Annotated in this window: 21 protein-coding genes; 9 read left to right on the forward strand and 12 right to left on the reverse strand. The window is 73.5% G+C overall.

Annotated elements, in window-relative coordinates:
• Positions 1 to 484: 484 nt before the first annotated feature.
• Both ACIBR0_RS16685 and ACIBR0_RS16690 read left to right on the forward strand, forming a co-directional pair.
• Positions 485 to 1081 carry a LysE family transporter gene (locus tag ACIBR0_RS16685; RefSeq protein ID WP_396716727.1) on the forward strand — a complete coding sequence of 199 codons (597 nt, stop codon included), beginning with the start codon at positions 485 to 487 and terminating at the stop codon, positions 1079 to 1081.
• Between the two features lie 126 nt (positions 1082 to 1207).
• On the forward strand, positions 1208 to 1855 hold the full coding sequence (locus tag ACIBR0_RS16690) for an acVLRF1 family peptidyl-tRNA hydrolase (RefSeq protein ID WP_396716438.1): 648 nt from the start codon (positions 1208 to 1210) through the stop codon (positions 1853 to 1855).
• A gap of 67 nt (positions 1856 to 1922) precedes the next feature.
• Here ACIBR0_RS16690 and ACIBR0_RS16695 read toward each other — a convergent pair whose 3' ends face one another.
• On the reverse strand, positions 1923 to 2840 hold the full coding sequence (locus ACIBR0_RS16695; protein ID WP_396716440.1) for a neutral zinc metallopeptidase: 918 nt from the start codon (positions 2838 to 2840) through the stop codon (positions 1923 to 1925).
• A 247-nt stretch (positions 2841 to 3087) separates the two neighbouring features.
• Here ACIBR0_RS16695 and ACIBR0_RS16700 point away from each other — a divergent pair, with 247 nt between their 5' ends.
• The gene (locus ACIBR0_RS16700) at positions 3088 to 4692 is read left to right on the forward strand and encodes an ABC-F family ATP-binding cassette domain-containing protein (protein WP_396716442.1); all 1605 of its coding nucleotides are present in this window, start codon (positions 3088 to 3090) and stop codon (positions 4690 to 4692) included.
• A 25-nt stretch (positions 4693 to 4717) separates the two neighbouring features.
• On the opposite strand, the gene ACIBR0_RS16705 is transcribed toward ACIBR0_RS16700, so the two are convergent.
• The gene (locus ACIBR0_RS16705) at positions 4718 to 5317 is read right to left on the reverse strand and encodes a cadmium resistance transporter (RefSeq protein WP_396716444.1); all 600 of its coding nucleotides are present in this window, start codon (positions 5315 to 5317) and stop codon (positions 4718 to 4720) included.
• 209 nt (positions 5318 to 5526) lie between these two features.
• Here ACIBR0_RS16705 and ACIBR0_RS16710 point away from each other — a divergent pair, with 209 nt between their 5' ends.
• The 3 genes from ACIBR0_RS16710 (at position 5527) to ACIBR0_RS16720 (ending at position 8658) form a co-directional block, all read left to right on the forward strand.
• Complete coding sequence (locus ACIBR0_RS16710) at positions 5527 to 5754, forward strand: helix-turn-helix domain-containing protein (protein ID WP_007462679.1); 228 nt, start codon at positions 5527 to 5529, stop codon at positions 5752 to 5754.
• A 46-nt stretch (positions 5755 to 5800) separates the two neighbouring features.
• On the forward strand, positions 5801 to 6568 hold the full coding sequence (locus ACIBR0_RS16715; RefSeq protein ID WP_396716446.1) for an enoyl-CoA hydratase/isomerase family protein: 768 nt from the start codon (positions 5801 to 5803) through the stop codon (positions 6566 to 6568).
• 113 nt (positions 6569 to 6681) lie between these two features.
• Positions 6682 to 8658, forward strand: coding sequence for an ABC transporter ATP-binding protein (locus tag ACIBR0_RS16720; protein ID WP_396716729.1), 1977 nt, complete (start codon positions 6682 to 6684; stop codon positions 8656 to 8658).
• A 26-nt stretch (positions 8659 to 8684) separates the two neighbouring features.
• Here ACIBR0_RS16720 and mug read toward each other — a convergent pair whose 3' ends face one another.
• The 6 genes from mug to ACIBR0_RS16750 all read right to left on the reverse strand — a co-directional run bounded on the left by mug (position 8685) and on the right by ACIBR0_RS16750 (position 13089).
• Positions 8685 to 9284 (reverse strand): G/U mismatch-specific DNA glycosylase, encoded by a 600-nt coding sequence (mug, locus tag ACIBR0_RS16725; RefSeq protein ID WP_396716448.1) that lies wholly within the window; start codon positions 9282 to 9284, stop codon positions 8685 to 8687.
• Positions 9284 to 10051: an SDR family oxidoreductase gene (locus ACIBR0_RS16730; protein ID WP_396716450.1), complete on the reverse strand. Its 768-nt coding sequence runs from the start codon at positions 10049 to 10051 to the stop codon at positions 9284 to 9286. The genes mug and ACIBR0_RS16730 overlap by 1 nt, the downstream gene beginning before the upstream one ends.
• A gap of 192 nt (positions 10052 to 10243) precedes the next feature.
• Positions 10244 to 10690 carry a hypothetical protein gene (locus tag ACIBR0_RS16735; RefSeq protein WP_396716452.1) on the reverse strand — a complete coding sequence of 149 codons (447 nt, stop codon included), beginning with the start codon at positions 10688 to 10690 and terminating at the stop codon, positions 10244 to 10246.
• Positions 10687 to 11505 carry a DUF692 domain-containing protein gene (locus ACIBR0_RS16740; protein WP_396716454.1) on the reverse strand — a complete coding sequence of 273 codons (819 nt, stop codon included), beginning with the start codon at positions 11503 to 11505 and terminating at the stop codon, positions 10687 to 10689. Before ACIBR0_RS16740 ends, ACIBR0_RS16735 begins: the two co-directional genes overlap by 4 nt.
• The gene (locus ACIBR0_RS16745) at positions 11502 to 12410 is read right to left on the reverse strand and encodes a TIGR04222 domain-containing membrane protein (protein WP_396716456.1); all 909 of its coding nucleotides are present in this window, start codon (positions 12408 to 12410) and stop codon (positions 11502 to 11504) included. Before ACIBR0_RS16745 ends, ACIBR0_RS16740 begins: the two co-directional genes overlap by 4 nt.
• A 106-nt stretch (positions 12411 to 12516) precedes the next feature.
• Positions 12517 to 13089: a TetR/AcrR family transcriptional regulator gene (locus tag ACIBR0_RS16750; protein WP_396716458.1), complete on the reverse strand. Its 573-nt coding sequence runs from the start codon at positions 13087 to 13089 to the stop codon at positions 12517 to 12519.
• A gap of 105 nt (positions 13090 to 13194) precedes the next feature.
• Between ACIBR0_RS16750 and ACIBR0_RS16755 the strand changes: the two genes are divergently transcribed.
• The 3 genes from ACIBR0_RS16755 (at position 13195) to ACIBR0_RS16765 (ending at position 15971) form a co-directional block, all read left to right on the forward strand.
• A complete protein-coding gene (locus tag ACIBR0_RS16755) occupies positions 13195 to 14058 on the forward strand; it encodes a carbon-nitrogen hydrolase family protein (RefSeq protein WP_396716460.1) in 864 nt (287 codons plus the stop codon).
• A 61-nt stretch (positions 14059 to 14119) separates the two neighbouring features.
• Entirely contained in the window at positions 14120 to 14764 is a 645-nt protein-coding gene (locus ACIBR0_RS16760; RefSeq protein ID WP_396716462.1) for an HAD family hydrolase, read from the forward strand.
• Positions 14765 to 15038: 274 nt separating this feature from the next.
• Entirely contained in the window at positions 15039 to 15971 is a 933-nt protein-coding gene (locus ACIBR0_RS16765) for an RIO1 family regulatory kinase/ATPase (RefSeq protein ID WP_396716464.1), read from the forward strand.
• Positions 15972 to 16013: 42 nt separating this feature from the next.
• Here ACIBR0_RS16765 and ACIBR0_RS16770 read toward each other — a convergent pair whose 3' ends face one another.
• The 4 genes from ACIBR0_RS16770 to ACIBR0_RS16785 all read right to left on the reverse strand — a co-directional run bounded on the left by ACIBR0_RS16770 (position 16014) and on the right by ACIBR0_RS16785 (position 17749).
• Positions 16014 to 16262, reverse strand: a complete 249-nt coding sequence (locus ACIBR0_RS16770; RefSeq protein ID WP_357030570.1) for a DUF2630 family protein — start codon at positions 16260 to 16262, stop codon at positions 16014 to 16016.
• Positions 16263 to 16356: 94 nt separating this feature from the next.
• Entirely contained in the window at positions 16357 to 16977 is a 621-nt protein-coding gene (locus ACIBR0_RS16775; RefSeq protein ID WP_396716466.1) for a GTP-binding protein, read from the reverse strand.
• The gene (locus tag ACIBR0_RS16780; protein ID WP_396716468.1) at positions 16958 to 17329 is read right to left on the reverse strand and encodes a DUF742 domain-containing protein; all 372 of its coding nucleotides are present in this window, start codon (positions 17327 to 17329) and stop codon (positions 16958 to 16960) included. The genes ACIBR0_RS16775 and ACIBR0_RS16780 overlap by 20 nt, the downstream gene beginning before the upstream one ends.
• A gap of 6 nt (positions 17330 to 17335) precedes the next feature.
• Entirely contained in the window at positions 17336 to 17749 is a 414-nt protein-coding gene (locus tag ACIBR0_RS16785) for a roadblock/LC7 domain-containing protein (protein ID WP_396716470.1), read from the reverse strand.
• Between the last annotated feature and the right edge of the window lie 14 nt (positions 17750 to 17763).

Here is a 17763-nt window from a genome sequence, read left to right on the forward strand (position 1 = left end):
CGGGGGCGCCCGCAACCCCCCCCCCCCGGGGGGGGTCACCCGCGCCCCCCCCGCGCCCCCCCGGGGGGGGGGGCCCCGGGGCGGGGGCCCCCCGGGGCGGGGGGGCCCCCCCCCCCCGCGTCTCTGGGTCCTCGGCCCTCGCCCTCGGGCCGCACTCGCCGGTTCCTCGCCCCGACCCCTTGATCGACTCGAGGTCACTGATATCGGGGTGTCGTGGAGAGCTGGATGCCGCGCCATCAATGACGTCGAGTGGGTCATGTCGGGCGGCGCCGGGGGAGAGTCGGATGGAAGGGCCGGTGGACGAGGGAAGGGTGCCAAATCCGGTGGCCCGCGCCGGCCGCGTGCCCGAGGATGGCTGCGTGATCGAGGCGTACCCGAAGCAGGTCCCTGTCCGTGCGGCCACCGCCGCGCGCCGACAGCGGACCGCTCCGACGTCCGCCCCGACGCGCCGCCCGCCGTCGTGACGGCGGCGTTCCTGGCCGGGATGGTCGCCGGGTACGGCGTCGCGATCCCGGTCGGTGCCATCGCCGTGCTCGTCATGGGTCTGGCCGCGCGGACGTCGTTCCGGGTGGGTGCGGCCGCCGCGCTCGGCGTCGCCACGGCCGACGGCCTGTACGCCGCGGCGGCGGCGCTCGGTGGGGCGGCCCTGGCCGTGACGATCGCCCCGGTCGCCGGCCCGCTGCGGGTGCTGGCGGCGCTGGTGCTGCTCGGTCTCGCCGCGCACACCGCCTGGCTGGCCCTCCGTCCCCGCCCGGTGCGGGCCGTGCAGCGTCGCGGCCTGGACACCGCGCCGCGTGCGTTCGCCGGTGTGCTCGCCCTGACCCTGCTGAACCCGGCGACCGTGGTCTACTTCGCGGCGCTCGTCCTGGGCCGGAGTGACGCCGCCGACCCGGACCCGACCCTGGCGGCGGCGTTCGTGCTCGGGGCCTTCCTCGCCTCGGCGAGCTGGCAGCTGCTGATCGCCGGGAGCGGCACCCTGATCGGTCGGGTGCTGGCCGGCCGGCGCGGCCGTATGATCACCGCCCTGCTCTCGAGCGCCATCATCGCCACGCTGGCCGCAACCATGCTCCTAACGGGCTGACCCTGCCGGGCCGACCCTGCCGGGCCGCAACTTCGGGGAAGAAGCTGTCACCGGGAGCGTGGAGGCAGCACCTTCCCCGACGTTGCCGGCCACACCGGCAGGGGGTCGGTGTCGTAGGTTCGGGGGATGGGGACCAGGGCGGCGGCGGGTGGCGGGCGGTGGATTGACGTGGAACCGCGGCGCGTCGCCCGGTGGGTGGAGGGGTTCGCCGGGCGGCACGGTGCGCCGACGGTGACCGACCGGGCGTACGGGCTGCTGCTCGACGCCCCGGACGGCGCGACCGCCGAGCTGCACACCCCGCCGGGTGCTCCGGCGACCGTCGACCTGCCCGGCTTCGTCGCCGCCGCGACCTCGCCCCGGCGGCTCGGCCTGCTGCTCGCCCGCAAGGGCGCGGTGGCGGTCGGGGTCGCCGACGGAACCGAGCTGACGGTGTTCAAGGTGGACACCCGCTACGTGCAGGGGCGCACGGCGGCCGGCGGCTGGTCGCAGCAGCGGTTCGCCCGGCGGCGGGACAACCAGGCGAAGGCGGCCACCGGCGATGCGGTCGATCTGGCCGTACGCCTGCTGTTGCCGGCGGCCGGAACGCTCGCCGCGCTGGTGTGCGGCGGGGACCGGCGGGCGGTCGACGCGGTGCTGGCCGACCGCCGGCTCGCGCCGCTGGCCGGGCTGCGGTCCGAGCGCCTGCTCGACGTACCGGAACCCCGGCACGCGGTGCTCGTCGCGGCTGTCGCCGCCGCCCGCGCCGTCCACGTCCTCGTCCGCGACCCGGTGTAAGGAAGGGCCCCCTGTTATCGCTTTCCGCATAACAGGGGGCCCTTCTTAACGCCGCAGAGCGGGCCGCTCAGACGGATCCCTTGAAGGTGTCGCAGGTCTTCGGGTCGCCGCTGTCGTAGCCGCGGGTGAACCAGTCGCGGCGCTGCGCCGACGAGCCGTGGGTGAACTCGTCCTTGTTCACCGGCCGGTTCGCCCGCTCGGAGATGGCGTCGTCGCCGATCTTCTCGGCAGTGTCGACGCCCTGCTGGATGTCCTGTTCGGTGATGCTCGTGAAGATCTTCTGACCGCCCTCGTCCGCGGTTCCGGTGGCGTTCTTCGCCCAGGCGCCCGCGTAGCAGTCGGCCTGGAGTTCCAGCCGGACCGACAGGTCGTTGGCGTTGTCCGGGTCCCGCTGCTGCTGGCGACGCACCTGCTCGTTGGTGCCGAGCAGGTTCTGCACGTGGTGGCCGTACTCGTGGGCCAGCACGTACGGCTGCGCGAACTCGCCCTCGGCGCCGAGCTGGTCGGCGAGCACCCGGTAGAAGGTGAGGTCGATGTAGACCAGCGAGTCCGCCGGGCAGTAGAAGGGGCCGACGCCCGAGTCGGCCTGGCCGCAGGCGGTGTTGACGCCCTGGCTGAAGAAGACGGTGTCGGAGGCCTTGTACTGCTCGCCGAACGCCTGCGGCAGGGCCGTGCGCCAGTACGCCTGGATCGAGTTGACGTAGAGGGTGTTGCGGCATTCGAGCTTCTCGAGCGCGTTCTCGGCGGCGCACGTCTGCTCCAGCGACGTGTTGTCGCCCTGCTCGCCACCGCCGCCGTTGGTGGCCGCGTTCAGGCCGAAGCCGCCGCCGACGAGGGCCACCAGCACGGCGATGACGATGCCGACGATGCCGCCACGCCCCCCTCCGATGGGAATGGGAATCCCGCCCATCCCGCCGCCTCCGCCCGACCCGCGCCGGTCGTCCACCTGGCTGGTGTCGATCCGTGCATTCTCGTTCAGCTCCATATCTACCCCGATCGCCCGTGTGGTCCAGTTGTGGTGGTTGCGGTACCGGACGGGGTCCGGACGACGAATTCCGTACCCGATGATCTTGACTGGTAATCCGGCGGGGCGACGCCGCGGCGCCCGGTACACTTGTCGGGTGCTGCTCTGCGAAGGCTGAACCGCCCCGCGCCGACGGACCAACCGCGTCCGCCGGCGCTTTCGCGTGCCTGAGTCAGCCCTTCCAGACCCCGAGAGCGAGTCCGTCGAAATGATCACTGCCACCGGCCTGGAGCTCCGTGCCGGCGCTCGTATCCTGCTGTCCGACACCACGCTGCGGGTGCAGCCGGGCGACCGGATCGGCCTGGTCGGCCGCAACGGCGCCGGCAAGACCACCACGCTCAAGGTGCTCGCCGGGGAGGGGCAGCCGTACGCGGGCCAGATCGACCGCCGCAGCGCCATCGGCTATCTCCCGCAGGACCCGCGCACCGGCGACCTGGAGGCCACCGGCCGGGACCGGGTGCTCTCCGCGCGGGGTCTGGACGTGCTCATGGCCCAGATGAAGGAGATCGAGGCCAAGCTCGCCGAGGACGCCAGCGACAAGCTGGTCCGCCGCTATGGCGCCCTGGAGGACCAGTTCGCCTCCCTCGGCGGGTACGCCGCCGAGGCGGAAGCCGCCCGCATCTGCGCGAACCTCGGGCTGCCCGACCGGGCCCTCGCGCAGACCATCGGCACCCTCTCCGGCGGTCAGCGCCGCCGCATCGAGCTGGCCCGGATCCTGTTCCGCGACGCCGGCGAGAACGGCGGCGGCATCCTGCTGCTCGACGAGCCCACCAACCACCTCGACGCCGACTCGATCACCTGGTTGCGGGGATTCCTCGCCAACCACAGGGGCGGCCTGATCGTGATCTCCCACGACGGGTCGCTGCTGGAGTCGGTGGTCAACAAGGTCTGGTTCCTCGACGCCACCCGCTCGGTGGTCGACGTCTACAACCTCGGCTGGAAGGCGTACCTGGAGGCCCGCGAGACCGACGAGCGCCGCCGCCGTCGGGAGCGGGCCAACGCCGAGAAGAAGGCGGGCGCCCTGATGGCGCAGGCCGACAAGATGCGGGCCAAGGCCACCAAGACGGTCGCCGCGCAGAACATGGCCCGTCGGGCCGAGAAGCTGATCGCCGGCCTGGACGAGGTACGCGTCGCCGACAAGGTGGCCAAGGTGCGCTTCCCCAACCCCGCCCCCTGCGGCAAGACCCCGCTGACCGCCACCGGGCTGTCGAAGTCGTACGGGTCGCTGGAGATCTTCACCGACGTGAACGTCGCGGTCGACCGCGGTTCGCGGGTGGCGATCCTGGGGCTCAACGGCGCCGGAAAGACCACGCTGCTGCGGATGCTCGGTGGCCTGCTGAAGCCGGACACCGGCGGGGTGCACCCGGGCCACGGCCTGCGGCTGGGCTACTACGCCCAGGAGCACGAGACGCTGGACGTGGAGCGGACGATCCTGGAGCACATGCGCAGCGCCGCCTCGGACCAGACGGACACCGACCTGCGGAAGATCCTCGGCGCGTTCCTCTTCTCCGGCGAGGACGTGGACAAGCCCGCCGGGGTCCTCTCCGGTGGGGAGAAGACCCGGCTGGCGCTGGCCACCCTGGTCTGTTCCGGCGCGAACGTCCTGCTGCTCGACGAGCCCACGAACAACCTCGACCCGGTCAGCCGGGAGCAGGTGCTCGACGCGATCGCCCGCTACCCCGGTGCGATCGTGCTGGTCACCCACGACCCGGGCGCGGTCATGGCGCTCAAGCCGGACCGGGCCATCCTGCTTCCCGACGGCGACGAGGACGCCTGGAGCGACGACCTCCTGGAGCTGGTCGAGCTGGCCTGACCGCCGGCCACCGGTCGCGGGCCGGTCAGCCGGCCCGGTCGAGCAGGTGGCCGACCACGCCCGAGCTGACCAGGATCACCACGCCGATGGCGATGAAGATCGCCGGGACCAGCCAGTGGCCGGCCCGCTCGACCGCCCGGGTCACCCGCGGATGCCTGCCGAGCCAGGCCCCGGCGGCGCACCACAGGGCGACGAGTACGACGAACACGAGCACGAAGACCGCGCTGTCGGCCGGGCCGAGGGCCCGGAACACGGGAACGTAGACGGCGACGTTGTCCGCGCCGTTGGCGATCGTCACGCCGGCCACGCCGAGGGCCCCGGTCACCACCGCCGGGGCCTCGTCGTCGTCGGAGTGCCGCAGCGCGCGGACGCCCAGCGCGATCGGCAGCAGGCCGAGCAGGCCGGTCCACGGGTCGGGGACCACCAGCAGCCCGGCCGCGACGACCGCGCTGGCCAGGACGAGCGCGGCGATGCCGAGGTACTGCCCGGCGACGATCTCCCAGGTCCGGGGGCGGCCCGTGTTGCGGGCGGCGACGAAGAACAGCGTCAGGACGACGATGTCGTCGATGTCGGTGGCGGCGAAGACCAGGGCCGCGCCGGCCGCGGTGCCGAGCAGGTCGATCATGCGCGGAGCGTACGGTCCGGCGGGACCGGGGGCACGCACGGCCGACGGCGCGCTCGGTGGGGCCGGTCGGCGGGATCACGCTATCGGGAAGCTGACATTGCATAGCGTGTCGGTTGGCGAAGAGTTGATATCTGGCGCATGATCGTTCGAGACGGTCTAATAGGTGGGACCGTATCCGAACCGCACAGTCTGGGACGTGAGGACACAGCATGGCAGCCACCGGCACAGCCACCAGCACTGAGAAAGGTCGCCGGATCGTCGGAGCCGAGCGTCAGACGCTCGCCAAGGACCTGGTAAAGCGGTACACCTCGGGCGAGAGCATCCGGGCGCTCGCCGCCTCGACCGGACGATCCTACGGGTTCATCCACCGGGTGCTCACCGAGTCCGGGGTGCAGCTGCGGCAGCGCGGCGGCGCCCGGCGCCGCAAGAAGGCGTGATCCGCCCACCAGCGTCGTCCACCAGCGCCGCGCCCCGGGCCGCCCGGTGACCGCCGAGGCGACCGGGGTACGGCTGGAATGCGACGGGCCGGTCGCAACGGTCACGTTGTGTCGGCCCGACGTGCTCAATGCCCAGACCCCGGCGATGTGGCGGGCGATGAGCGAGTTCTCCCGGGATCTTCCGGGTGACGTACGCGTGGTGGTCGTCCGCGGCGAGGGGCGGGCGTTCTCCGCCGGCCTCGACCTGTCGGTGGCCGGTGCCTCCGGGCCGGGCTCCTTCGCCGAGCTCGCCACCCTGCCGGAGCAGGAGTGCGCCGACCGGATCGCCGAGTTCCAGGCCGGCTTCACCTGGCTGCACCGCCCGGACGTCATCTCGGTGGCCGCCGTGCAGGGGCACGCCATCGGTGCTGGCTTCCAGCTCGCGCTCGCCTGTGACCTGCGCGTCCTCGCCGAGGACGCCAAGTTCTCCATGGCCGAGGTCACGCTCGGGCTGGTGCCCGACCTGGCCGGCACCAAGCGCCTGGTCGACCTCGTCGGCTATTCGCGGGCCCTGGAGATCTGTGCGACCGGCCGTCGGATGGACGCCGCCGAGGCCGACCGGATCGGCCTGGCCACCCTGGTCGTGCCGCCCGCGGAGCTGGACGTCGCCGTCCGCGATCTCACCGCCGGCCTGCTGGCCGGTAATCGGGACGCCGTCGTGGAGATCAAGGCCCTGATCGCCGGCGCGACCGGTCGGTCCGCCGCCGAACAGCAGCGGGCCGAGCGGGAGGCGCAGACCCGCCGGCTGCGTGATCTGGCCGGTCGCGGAGAATAGTAAGGACCGTTCGGGAAGATCCGGGTTACGACCGAGGTTGTCACAGTGGTCGGGAGAATTGACCTGACGACTGCGGTCAGCCCGACCACCCGGAGGTGCGTGTGTCCAACCCGATGTCCGGCGGTGGCATGGCCAGTTGGAGCATGCTCCGGTCGATGCGCAACCGCGACGAGATCTCCTCCCACCGCCTGAAGCGCGGGGTCGCCCGGCGGATCGTGGCCTTCGCCCAGCCGTACCGCCGCGACATCCTGGTCTTCCTCGTGACGGTGGTGGTGGCCGCGATCATCGGTGTCGCCACCCCGGTGCTCGCCGGTGACGTCATCAACGGGATCAACCGGGGCGGCTCCGAGGCCGGCTCGCTGGTGGTCCGGCTCGCGCTGTTCATCGCCGCGCTGGCGGTGGCCGACGCCCTGCTGTCACTGGCCCAGCGGTGGTATTCGGCCCGCATCGGCGAGGGCATCATCCTCGACCTGCGCACCCGCGTCTACGACCACGTCCAGCGGATGCCGCTGCAGTTCTTCACCCGCACCCAGACCGGTGCGCTGGTCAGCCGGCTCAACAACGACGTGCTCGGCGCGCAGCGGGCGTTCACCTCGACGCTGTCCGGGGTCGTCAGCAACGTCATCCAGCTGGTGCTCACCGCCGCGGTGATGTTCACCCTCTCCTGGCAGATCACCGCCCTCTCGCTGGTGCTGCTGCCGATCTTCATCATCCCGGCCCGTCGCGTCGGCAAGCGGCTCGCCGAGATCACCCGCGAGTCGTACGACCTCGACGCGAAGATGAACGCGACGATGACCGAGCGGTTCAACGTCGCGGGCGCCCTGCTGGTCAAGCTCTTCGGCCGGCCCGACGTCGAGGCCCGCCGGTTCTTCGACCGGGCCGAGCGGGTCCGTGACATCGGCATCCAGTCCGCGATGTACTCGCGGACGTTCTTCGTCGCGATGCTGCTGGTCGCGTCGCTGGCCCAGGCGCTCACCTACGGCCTCGGCGGCTGGCTCGCGGTCACCGGCAACGTCAGCGCCGGCACGGTCGTGACGCTGGCGCTGCTGCTCACCCGGCTGTACGGCCCGCTCACCGCGCTGTCCAACGTCCGCGTGGACGTGATGAGCGCGCTGGTCTCCTTCGACCGGGTCTTCGAGGTGCTCGACCTGCGGCCCGGCATCGAGGAGAGGCCGGACGCCGTGCCGGTGCCCCGGGGCAGCGGCCGGGTCGAGTTCCGCGACGTGTTCTTCCGCTACCCGAGCGCCGCCGAGATCTCCCTCGCCAGCCTGGAGGAGGTCGCCGCGCTGGACCGTACGGTCAACGAGCCGGTGCTCAAGGGCGTCTCGTTCGGCGTCGAGCCCGGGCAGATGATCGCCCTGGTGGGCCCGTCCGGCGCCGGCAAGTCGACGCTGTCGATGCTGATCTCCCGGATCTACGACGTGACCGACGGGCAGGTGCTGGTCGGCGGCGTCGACGTACGGGACGCCACGTTGGACTCGTTGCGCGACGAGATCGGCGTCGTCACCCAGGACTCGCACCTGTTCCACGAGACGATCGCGGAGAACCTCCGCTACGCCAAGCCGGACGCCACCGACGACGAGATCTGGGCGGCGCTCGCGGGCGCGCAGGTCGCCGACCTGGTGCGCGCGCTGCCGGACGGCCTGGACACCACCGTCGGCGAGCGGGGCTACCGCTTCTCCGGCGGCGAGAAGCAGCGCATCGCGATCGCCCGCCTGCTGCTCAAGGCCCCGTCGATCGTCATCCTCGACGAGGCGACCGCCCACCTCGACTCGGAGAGCGAGGCGGCGGTGCAGCGGGCCCTGTCGGTGGCACTGACCGGTCGCACCGCGTTGGTCATCGCACACCGGCTCTCCACGGTGCGCGACGCCGACCAGATCCTCGTCCTCGACGAGGGGCGGATCGTCGAGCGGGGCCGGCACGACGAGCTGGTCGCGGTGGGCGGGCTCTACGCCGAGCTGTACCGCACCCAGTTCGCGGTCGCCGACTCGCCCACCCCGTACGCCGACGCGACCGGCCCGGAGCCGGTGACGCTGTCGATGCGCTCGTACATCCCGGACGACGCCCTGCCGCCGGCCGCGGCCAACTGACCGGTCACACGGTCGGCCCGCGCGTCTCACCCGGCGGTGGCGGCCGTCCGCAGCTCGCCGAACGCGGCGCCGAGGGTCTCCGGCGTGAAGTGGGCGTTCAGGCCACTCGGGTTCGGCAGGACCCAGAGCCGGGCACCGGCGAGCGGCTCCGGCTGCGGGCCGAAGGCCGCCTTCGGCCGGGCGAACCCGACGCGGTAGGCGGTCACCCCCACCACGGCGACCCACCGGGGCCGGTACCGCTCCACCTTTCCGGTGAGGATCCGCGCCCCGTCGACCAGCTCACCGGCGGTCAGCTCGTCGGCCCGGGCGCTGGCCCGGGCCACCATGTTGGTGATCCCCAGGCCGTACCCGGGCAGGTGGTCCTGCTCGCTGGGGTGAAGCAACCGGGGCGTGAACCCGCCCCGGTGCAGCGCCGGCCAGAACCGGTTGCCGGGGCGGGCGAAGTGCCACCCGGTCGCGGCCGACCACAGGCCGGGGTTGATGCCGACGAAGAGCACGTCCAGACCGGGCGCGATCACGTCGGGAAGGGTCCGCTCCGCCGCCGCGGCCAACTCCTCGCGGGTGGGCCGCGGGTACGCCCCGGCCGCGCGGCGCCGCTTTCCGGGGGCCGGGTCCGCCCCGACCATCACAGGCTCCGCAGTGCGCCACCGTCGACCGGGACGGTGATCCCGGTCAGGTAGCCGGCGGCGGGGGAGAGCACGAACGCGGCCACCGCGCCGAACTCCGCCGGCTCGCCGATCCGCCGCAGCGGGATGCCCGCCTCGGCCTCGGCGCGCGCCTGGTCGGGGTCGGCCGCGGCGGCGAACAACTGTTCGCTGCGGTCGGTCCGGATCCGCCCGGGCAACAGGCCAACGACGCGTACGCCCCGGGGGCCGTACTCGTCGGCGACGTCCTTCGCCACCCCGACCAGGCCGGGCCGCAGGCCGTTGGAGATACCCAGCCCGGGCACCGGGGAGCGCGCCGAGGTGGACAGCACCAGGCCGATCGCGCCGCCGTCGCCCTCGGCCAGGACACCGGCGACCGTCCGTACGACGCGGACGGTGCCGAGGAAGACCGTCTCGAACGACTCCCGCCACCGCGCGTCGTCGACGGACGCGGCGGTGCCCGCCGGGGGACCGCCCACCGAGACCAGCGCACCGTCGAGCCGGCCGAAGTGGTGCCGCGCCGCCGCCACGAGCCGCTCCGGTGCCTCCGGGTCGGCCAGGTCGGCGGTGAGTCCCACGGCGTGCTCCGGCCCGCCGAGGTCCCGCGCGGCGGCGGCCACCGCGTCGGCGTCCCGGGCGGAGAGCACCACCTTCGCCCCGTCGTCCACGAGGCAGCGCGCGGTGGCGAACCCCAGCCCCCGGGAGGCCCCGGTCAGGACGTACACCCGGTCGGTCAGTCCGAGATCCATGCCGTCGATCCTGCCGCACCCGCCCGGTGCCGGCATCCCCCGCCCCCGCCCCCGCCCCCGCCCCCGCCCCCGCGATCATGCACTTCCTGCCCAGTCAAACAGGGGCAGAAAGGACGAAGCAGCGACCGAAAGTGCAAGATCGCGGGAGTGGGGGAGTGGGAGTGGGGGGAGTGGGAGGGGGTGGGGGTGGGGTTAGCGGGGGGCGGGGCGGAGGAGGTGTGTGTGGCCGGCGAACTGGACGGCTACGGCGCCGTTGGCGCGTCCCCAGGCCGGTAGTCGGCGGTGGCGCGGCGGTCGGTGCCCGTCGTAGCGGTCGGTGGCCTCGCGCACGGCCAGCTCCTCGGCGCCCAGCGGCGGCAACGTCCCCTGGTCGCGCAGCTCCCGGGCCAGGTCCCAGCCGTCGCGCAGCGATCCGGCGGTGGGCCGCCCGGCCGCCCACCGGGCAAAGGTGCGGAACCAGTCGGCACCCAGACCGGCGGCGAGCAGCGGCCAGTGCCGGGCCACGTCCCCGGCGCGTTTGCGCAGCAGGGCGGCCCGGGCGGCAGCCAGCGCCGTCGGGTCGAAGCCGGACGGGTCCGGTTCGCCGGCGACCAGCGCCGCCACCAGCTCGGCCTGCCGGGCGGCCAGGTCGCCGCTCATGTCACCACCGGGTACCCGGACACCCGGGCGAGAACGTCCAGCTCGGCGCGGAGCTCCGGCGCGGGCGGGTAGTCCCCGTCCCGCTCCAGCAGCAGCGCCGGCGGGCGGTGCCGGGCGCACAGGCCGCCCAGCAGGTCGAGCACCGGCGACGGGACCGGGTCGGTGTGCGTGTCGTGGTAGAACCCGCCGTGCTCGGAGCCGCCCGCGACGTGCAGGTACGCGACCCGGTCCAGCGGCAGCCGATCGAGCAGGGCGACCGGGTCGGTGCCCCGGTTGCGCGCGTTGGCGTACACGTTGGCCACGTCGAGCAGCAGCAGGGCGCCGGTGCGGTCGAGGATCTCGGTGAGGAACGCGGCCTCGTCCAGCTCGTCGTCGGGCCAGTCGAAGAGCGCCGCGATCGGCTCCAGCGCGATCGGCACCGGCAGCTGCGCCTGCGCCCGGGCCACGTTGGCGCAGACCGCGTCGACCGCCGCCCGGCTGCGGGGCAGCGGCAGCAGGTGGCCGGCCTCCCGGCCGCCGGCGCGGACGAAGGCGATGTGCTCGCTGACCAGCGGGGCGTCCACCTGGTGCGCCACCGAAGCGAGGTGCGCGACGCGAGCCGGGTCGACCGGCTCGGCGCCGCCGAGGGAGAGCCGCACCCCGTGCGGTACGACGGTGACGTCCCGCTCCCGCAGGGCCGCCAGCCCGTCCGGGAGCGGCCCGCCGGCGGGCACCGACTCGGCCACCACCTCGACGAAGCGCAGGCCCGGCAGGTCGGCGACGAAGCCAGCGATCTCCGGTCGCCAGCCGATGCCCACCCCGGACGGGCCGATCACCCGCCGCACCCGCCGCCCCCGCCGCAGCCCCCGCCGCCACCGCCTCCGTCGGAGCCGCCGCTGCAGGAGCTGCCGCCGCCGCAGCCGGACGAGCCGCCCGCGCCGCTCGCCGCCTGCCGCTGGATCTCGGCCTGCTCGGCGAAGGTCGGGTCGAGGGCCCACAGTGACGCGGCACCGAAGAGGGCCACGCCCATCGCGGCGCCCGCCGGGCCGTACGTGGCGTAGGCCGGGGAGGACGCCGGGGCGAGGTGGGCGTTGCGGCGGCGCAGGTCGCGCAGCACGGCATCGGCCGCGCGGGTGCGCCACGGCACCCGCCTCAACAGGGCCGCCGCGACGGCCACGGCGACGAGCGCGAGCAGCAGGAACCCGACCGGCCGACCGCTGGCCAGCCCGACGAGGACCCGGACCACGCCGAGCCCCAACAGGCCGAACAGCAACACCGACCCTTGCCGGGCGGCGGAGCGCTGCTCCGGGGCGAGCGCGAGACCCTGCCGCTGGAGACCCTCCCGCAGCTCCGCGAGGGCGCGGCCGACCCACTCGTCCCGGACCACCTCCCGGGAGTGCAGGTTGCGCCGGGCGGCGTGGTAGACCGCCTGGTCCAGAGGCGTCACCCCGGTGGGCAACTGCGCGCCGACGGCCAGCCGCCGGTCGGGGCGTACGCCGACCACTCCGCTGCTTCGCAGGCCACCGAGGGAGGCCAGGACGGCGAACAGGTCACCGCCGTTGAGGTACGCGGCCTGCTGCGGACCGAGCTGGTCGGCCGCCAGGACGCGCTGACCGGAGAGGATCCGGGACCGGTGGACGAGAGTGCCGACGACGACCACCACGGCGGCCAGCAGGTAGAGGCCGACGAAGACGGGACCGGGGATGCCCCACGTGTCGCCCGGGGCGGCGAGGACGGTCATGACTGCTCCTGTCGGACGAAGAGGAACGCCGCCTCATTGTGGAGCCGCGCCGCCACCGGTGAACCGGCCCGGAGGCCGAGTTACCAACCCGAGACGTGGTACGCCGTCAGCGACGGCGGACCGCCTCCTCGACGAGGTCGAGCACCGGACCGAGGTCGCCGGCCGGGCGGCCCATCGCGAGGTGCAGCACCAGGCCGTCGTAGGCGAGTTCGAGGAACTGCGCCAGCACCGCGATGGGTACGTCCTCGCGCAGGACGCCCGCGTCCCGCTGGCGGGCCAACCGGTCCCGGGTCGCCTCGGCGATCGCGGCCGACCGCTCCGTCCACCGCCGGGCGAACGCCGGGTCGGTCCGGAGCCGGCGGGAGACCTCCAACTGGCTGCCGAGCCAGCCGGTGGTGTCCGGCGACATCGCCCGGGCCAGCAGGTCCCGCATGACCTGGACCAGACCGTTGCGGGCGACCGTCTCCACCATGGCGGCGGCGTCGTCCTCGGCGACCGCGAGGAAGAGCGAGTCCTTGTCGCGGAAGTGGTGGAAGATCGCGCCCCGGGACAGGCCGGTCGCCTCTTCGAGCCGGCGTACCGTGGCGCCCTCGTAGCCGTGCCGGGCGAAGCACGCCCGCGCCGCGGCCAGGATCTCCTGGCGGCGCGCGTCGAGCTGGTCCTGACTTACTCTGGGCACGGGTCGATCGTGTCAGGTGACAACCGGTCACGCAAACCGTACGTACGGCTTGTAGCCGACCCGCGACGATCATCCTGGCCGGCGCCGTCCGGTTAGGATCGCCCCGTGCCGCCGCCCCCCGCCGCAGTCCCCGCCGCGCCCCTGACCGTCGCCGCCGTCCAGGCCGAGCCGGTCCCCGGTGACCTGGCCGCCAACGCGCTCGCCGCCGCCCGCCTCGTCCGCCGGGCCGCCGACCGGGGCGCCCGGGTGACCGTACTGCCCGAGCTGTTCCTGCCCGCGTACCATCCGCCGACCCTCGCCGCGGACCCGGCCGGCACCGACGTGGCGGCCGACCACGACGGGCGTGTGGACGACCCCCGGCTCGCGCCGCTGTGCGCGGCGGCCCGCGACGGGAGCACGGCGGTGGTGGTCGGGGCGGCGGTCCGTCACCCGGACAGCCGGCGAACGATCTCGTCCCTGCTGGTCGACCCGACCGGAGCGGTCCGGGTCGCCTACGACAAGCAGCAGCTCTGGGGCGGTGAGCGGGAGCTGTTCCACCCCGGCGACCGGGGTGCCACCCTGCTCGTCGGCGATTGGCGGCTCGGCCTGGGCATCTGCTACGACGGCTGCTTCCCGGAGCACGGTCGGGCCGCCGCCGACGACGGGGCCCACGGGTACCTGTGCCCGAGCGGCTACCTCGCCGGCTCCGAGCACCGCCGCGACCTCTACTACGCCGCCCGCGCCCTGGACAACACGATGTACGTGGTGTTCGCCAACGCGGTCGGCGGCACCGACCCGTGGCGGTTCAACGGTGGCGCGGCGGTGTACGACCCCGAGGGCCGGCCGCTGGCCCGTGCGGCGGACGACGGCGAGGATGTGCTGGTCGTCGCGCTCGACCCGGCATCGCTCGCGGCGACCCGGGCGGCCCACGCCATGCTCCTCGACCGCCTTGCCGACCAGGGCCTCACCCGTTCGGCACTGGCGATCTGAACGGACGGTGGTGGGGCCTACGCCCTGTCGGCCGGACACCGGAGTCCCGTAAGGTGCGCGAGTGCCGCTGCTCCTGCTCGACCTGGACAACACCCTGCTCGACCGGGCCGGGCCGTTCCGCGCCTGGGGCGAGCGGTTCCTGTCCGACATCGGCGCGCCGCCCACCGACATCGACTGGCTGCTCTCGGTCGACGCGGACGGGCTGACCAACCGGTGGGACGTCGCGGACGCCATCCGGGACCGGTACGCGTTGCGGATCCCGTCCATCGACCTGGTCGAGGAACTGCACGACGGCGTGGTGACGAACACCCGGCTGGACCCGCTGGTCGCCTGTGCCCTGCGGATCGTCGACGACGCCGGCTGGGTGCCGGTGGTGGTCACCAACGGCTCGCTGCGCCAGCAGGACGCCAAGATCCGGCAGACCGGGCTGGACCGCTACGTCGCCGACTGGGTGATCTCCGAGGAGGCCGGGGTCAGCAAGCCCAACCCGCGGATCTTCGCCCTTGCCGCCCAGCGGGTGCGGATGCCGCTGCGCGGCGCCTGGGTCGTTGGTGACAGCCCGGAGGCGGACATCGGCGGTGCCGCGGCGGTCGGCCTGCCCAGCGTGTGGCTGCACCGGGGCAGGCCGTGGACCGACACGCGGTTCTCGCCCACCCGCACCGTCGACGGCGTGATCGCCGCCGTCGCCACCGTGCTCGGCGCCTGAGCGCCCGCCGGGCCGCCCCGCCCGCCGGGCCGTCCCGCCCGCCGGGCCGTCCCGCCCGCCGGGCCGTCCCGCCCGCCGGGCCGCGCGGGCCTGCCGGTCGGCCGCCCGGCGGGTCGTAATTCGGTTGACCGCCGGGCCGGCGGGTCGAGAGCATGGTCGGCGCAACGTGCACACCGGGCGAGCGCCCGGTCGAGGAGAGGGGGTCGGTCATGGCCGTCTTCGCAGGTCGTACCCACCTGCCTCCATCAGCCTCGAACAAGGGATCACACCCGCAGTGCGCGACCACGACCTTCCGGCGCCCGAGCGCCGCACCCGCGGCAAGCGCCGCTTCGACGACGACGAACCGCAGTTCCTGAAGCGCGGGCCGGCCCAGCCGTCCCTGGCCGACCCCGACGACGAACCCGATCCGGACACCGGGGAGCGCTGGTCGTCCTGGGACGACGCCGTCCACGGTCCGGAGCCCCACCCGGACTGGCTGGTCACCGAGCTGGCCGCGAAGGACACCGAACTGGGTGTGCTCAAGACCGGCAAGGAGGCCGACGTCCACCTCGTCCGCCGGGCCGTCCCCGGCGCCGACCGGTCCTGCCTGCTGGCCGTCAAACGGTACCGGGACGCCCAGCACCGGCTGTTCCACCGGGACGCCGGCTACCTGGAGGGGCGCCGGGTCCGCCGGTCGCGCGAGAACCGGGCGATGGCCGGCCGGACGGCCTTCGGCCGGGAGATGATCGCCGGGCAGTGGGCGGCGGCCGAGTTCGCCGCGCTGGCCCGGCTCTGGGAGATCGGCTCCCGGTACGGCACGATCACCGTCCCGTACCCGGTGCAGGTGCGCGGTACCGAGCTGATGCTGGAGTTCCTCGGTGACGCCGAGGAGGGGACCGCGGCGCCCCGGCTGGCGCAGCTGCGGCCCGGGCCGGACGAGGTGCGGGACCTCTGGCAGCAGTTGCTCGACGCGCTGGTGGTGCTCTCCCGCGCCGGCTACGCCCACGGTGACCTGTCCCCGTACAACCTGCTCGTGCACGCGGGCCGGCTGGTGCTCATCGACCTGCCGCAGGTGGTCGACCTGGTGGCCAACCCGCAGGGGCCGGAGTTCCTGGCCCGTGACGTGCGGGTGGTCGCCACCTGGTTCGCGGGCCGGGGGCTCCCGGCCTCCGTCGCAGATCCGACGGCGCTGACCGAGCTGCTGCTGCGGGAGGCGGGAATCCGCTGACGTGCGTGTCCCGGGCGGCCCCTCGGCCGCCCGGGACGCCCGTCACTGGAGGTAGCGCTCGACCTCGGGCTTGGGGCGTACGCCCTGGGCGTCGGGGTCGCCGTGGGTCTGCCGGGCGGCCCGCCGCCGGCGCAGCAGGTCCCAGCACTGGTCCAGGGATTCCTCCAGCGCGCGGAGCCGCTCGCGGGCGTCGTCGTCGGTGCCCGTCTCGTGGGCCTGCGCGTCGGCACGCAGCCGGTGCTCCTCGTCGACCAGCTCGGAGATCCGGTTCAGGATGGTCTTGTCGTCCATGCCCCTGAGCCTGGCACAGGGTGCCCCGGTGCGTCGCGTGTTGCGAGGCGAGGGACTGCTGTGGCGACGCAACGCAAAGGCGGCACGCACGCTCTCAGGCTGAAATGGCCGTGGCGGCGGGCACCACCGCACTGGTGGGCGCGGCGAGGGTCCGTACGTGTTCGACGAGGGCGATGAGGATGCGCTTGCTGGATTCACGGTCGCGGGCGTCACACAGCAGCACGGGCGTACCCGGGTCCAGGTCGAGGGCTTGCCTCACCTGCTCGATGGTGTATTGCCGTGCGCCGTCGAAGCAGTTGACCGCCACGACGAACGGGGTGCCACGGTTCTCGAAATAGTCAAGCGAGGGGAAGCAGTCGGCGAGGCGCCGGGTGTCGGCGAGGACGACGGCTCCGAGTGCACCGAGGGCGAGTTCGTCCCAGAGAAAGGCGAAGCGGTTCTGGCCGGGCGTGCCGAACAGGTACAGGGTCAGATCCTCGCTGATGGTGATGCGTCCGAAGTCCATCATGACGGTGGTGGTGCTCTTCTCCCCGACGCCGGAGGTGTCGTCGACGCCGATGCCGCGCTCGGAGAGGTCTTCCTCGGTGGTCAGGACGCGGGTCTCGCTCACCGATCCCACAAGGGTTGTCTTGCCGACGCCGAAGCCGCCGGCGACGAGGATTTTGACGGCCGTGGGCATGCGATGGCCAGGGTCGTCAGAGCGCTCGGAGCCCATTGAGGACATCCTCCAGGGTGCGGTTGTCGTGGGTGATCGGTCGGGGCGCGGGTTCCCGTACCTCGATGAGCCTGTGGACGACGAGGTCTCCCAGGAGCACCCGAACGGTTCCGAGCGGGAGGTCCAGGCAGGCGGAGACCTCAGCGACGGACATGATCCTGCGGCACAGCGTGAGGATGCTGAGGTGCTCGGGGGCGAGGCCGTGCAGCTGGTCATGGGACTGCTGGGTGGTCTTGATCAGGGAGATGAGGTCGAAGCGGCCAGCGACTGGTCGTGCGCGGCCGTGGGTGACGGCGTAGGGACGCACGACGGGTCCTGGATCGTCGTCGACCGGTGTGGGGCCTGTGGTCACGCTCGCCTACTTTCCCGGGCCGGCGCCGTTGGACCGCGTGGGTGCGGTGAGGTGACGTCCGGCCTGCTTGACGAGTCTCGCCATCTCGAAGGCGATGAGACCCAGGTCGGCGTTCTCGGTGGCGAGTACGCTCAGCGAGGCGCCCGAGCCAGCAGCGGTCACGAACAGGTACGTCGACTGCATCTCGATGATGGTCTGCTGGACCGGTCCTCCACCGAAGCGGCTGCTGGCACCTCGGGCGAGGCTCTGGACGCCGGAGGCGAGCGCGGCGAGGTGCTCGGCGTCGTCGCGGCTCATGCTGCTGGAGAAGGCCAGGAGCAGCCCGTCGTTGGACAGCACGATCGCCTTGTCGACTTCTCCTACCCGGGCCACCAGCTCGTTGAGCAGCCAGGCCAGGTCGGTGTTCACCGCGTTCGTCATGGGCACGTCTCTTT

This window comes from Micromonospora sp. NPDC049497 (assembly GCF_044465805.1).
Lineage (GTDB): Bacteria > Actinomycetota > Actinomycetes > Mycobacteriales > Micromonosporaceae > Micromonospora.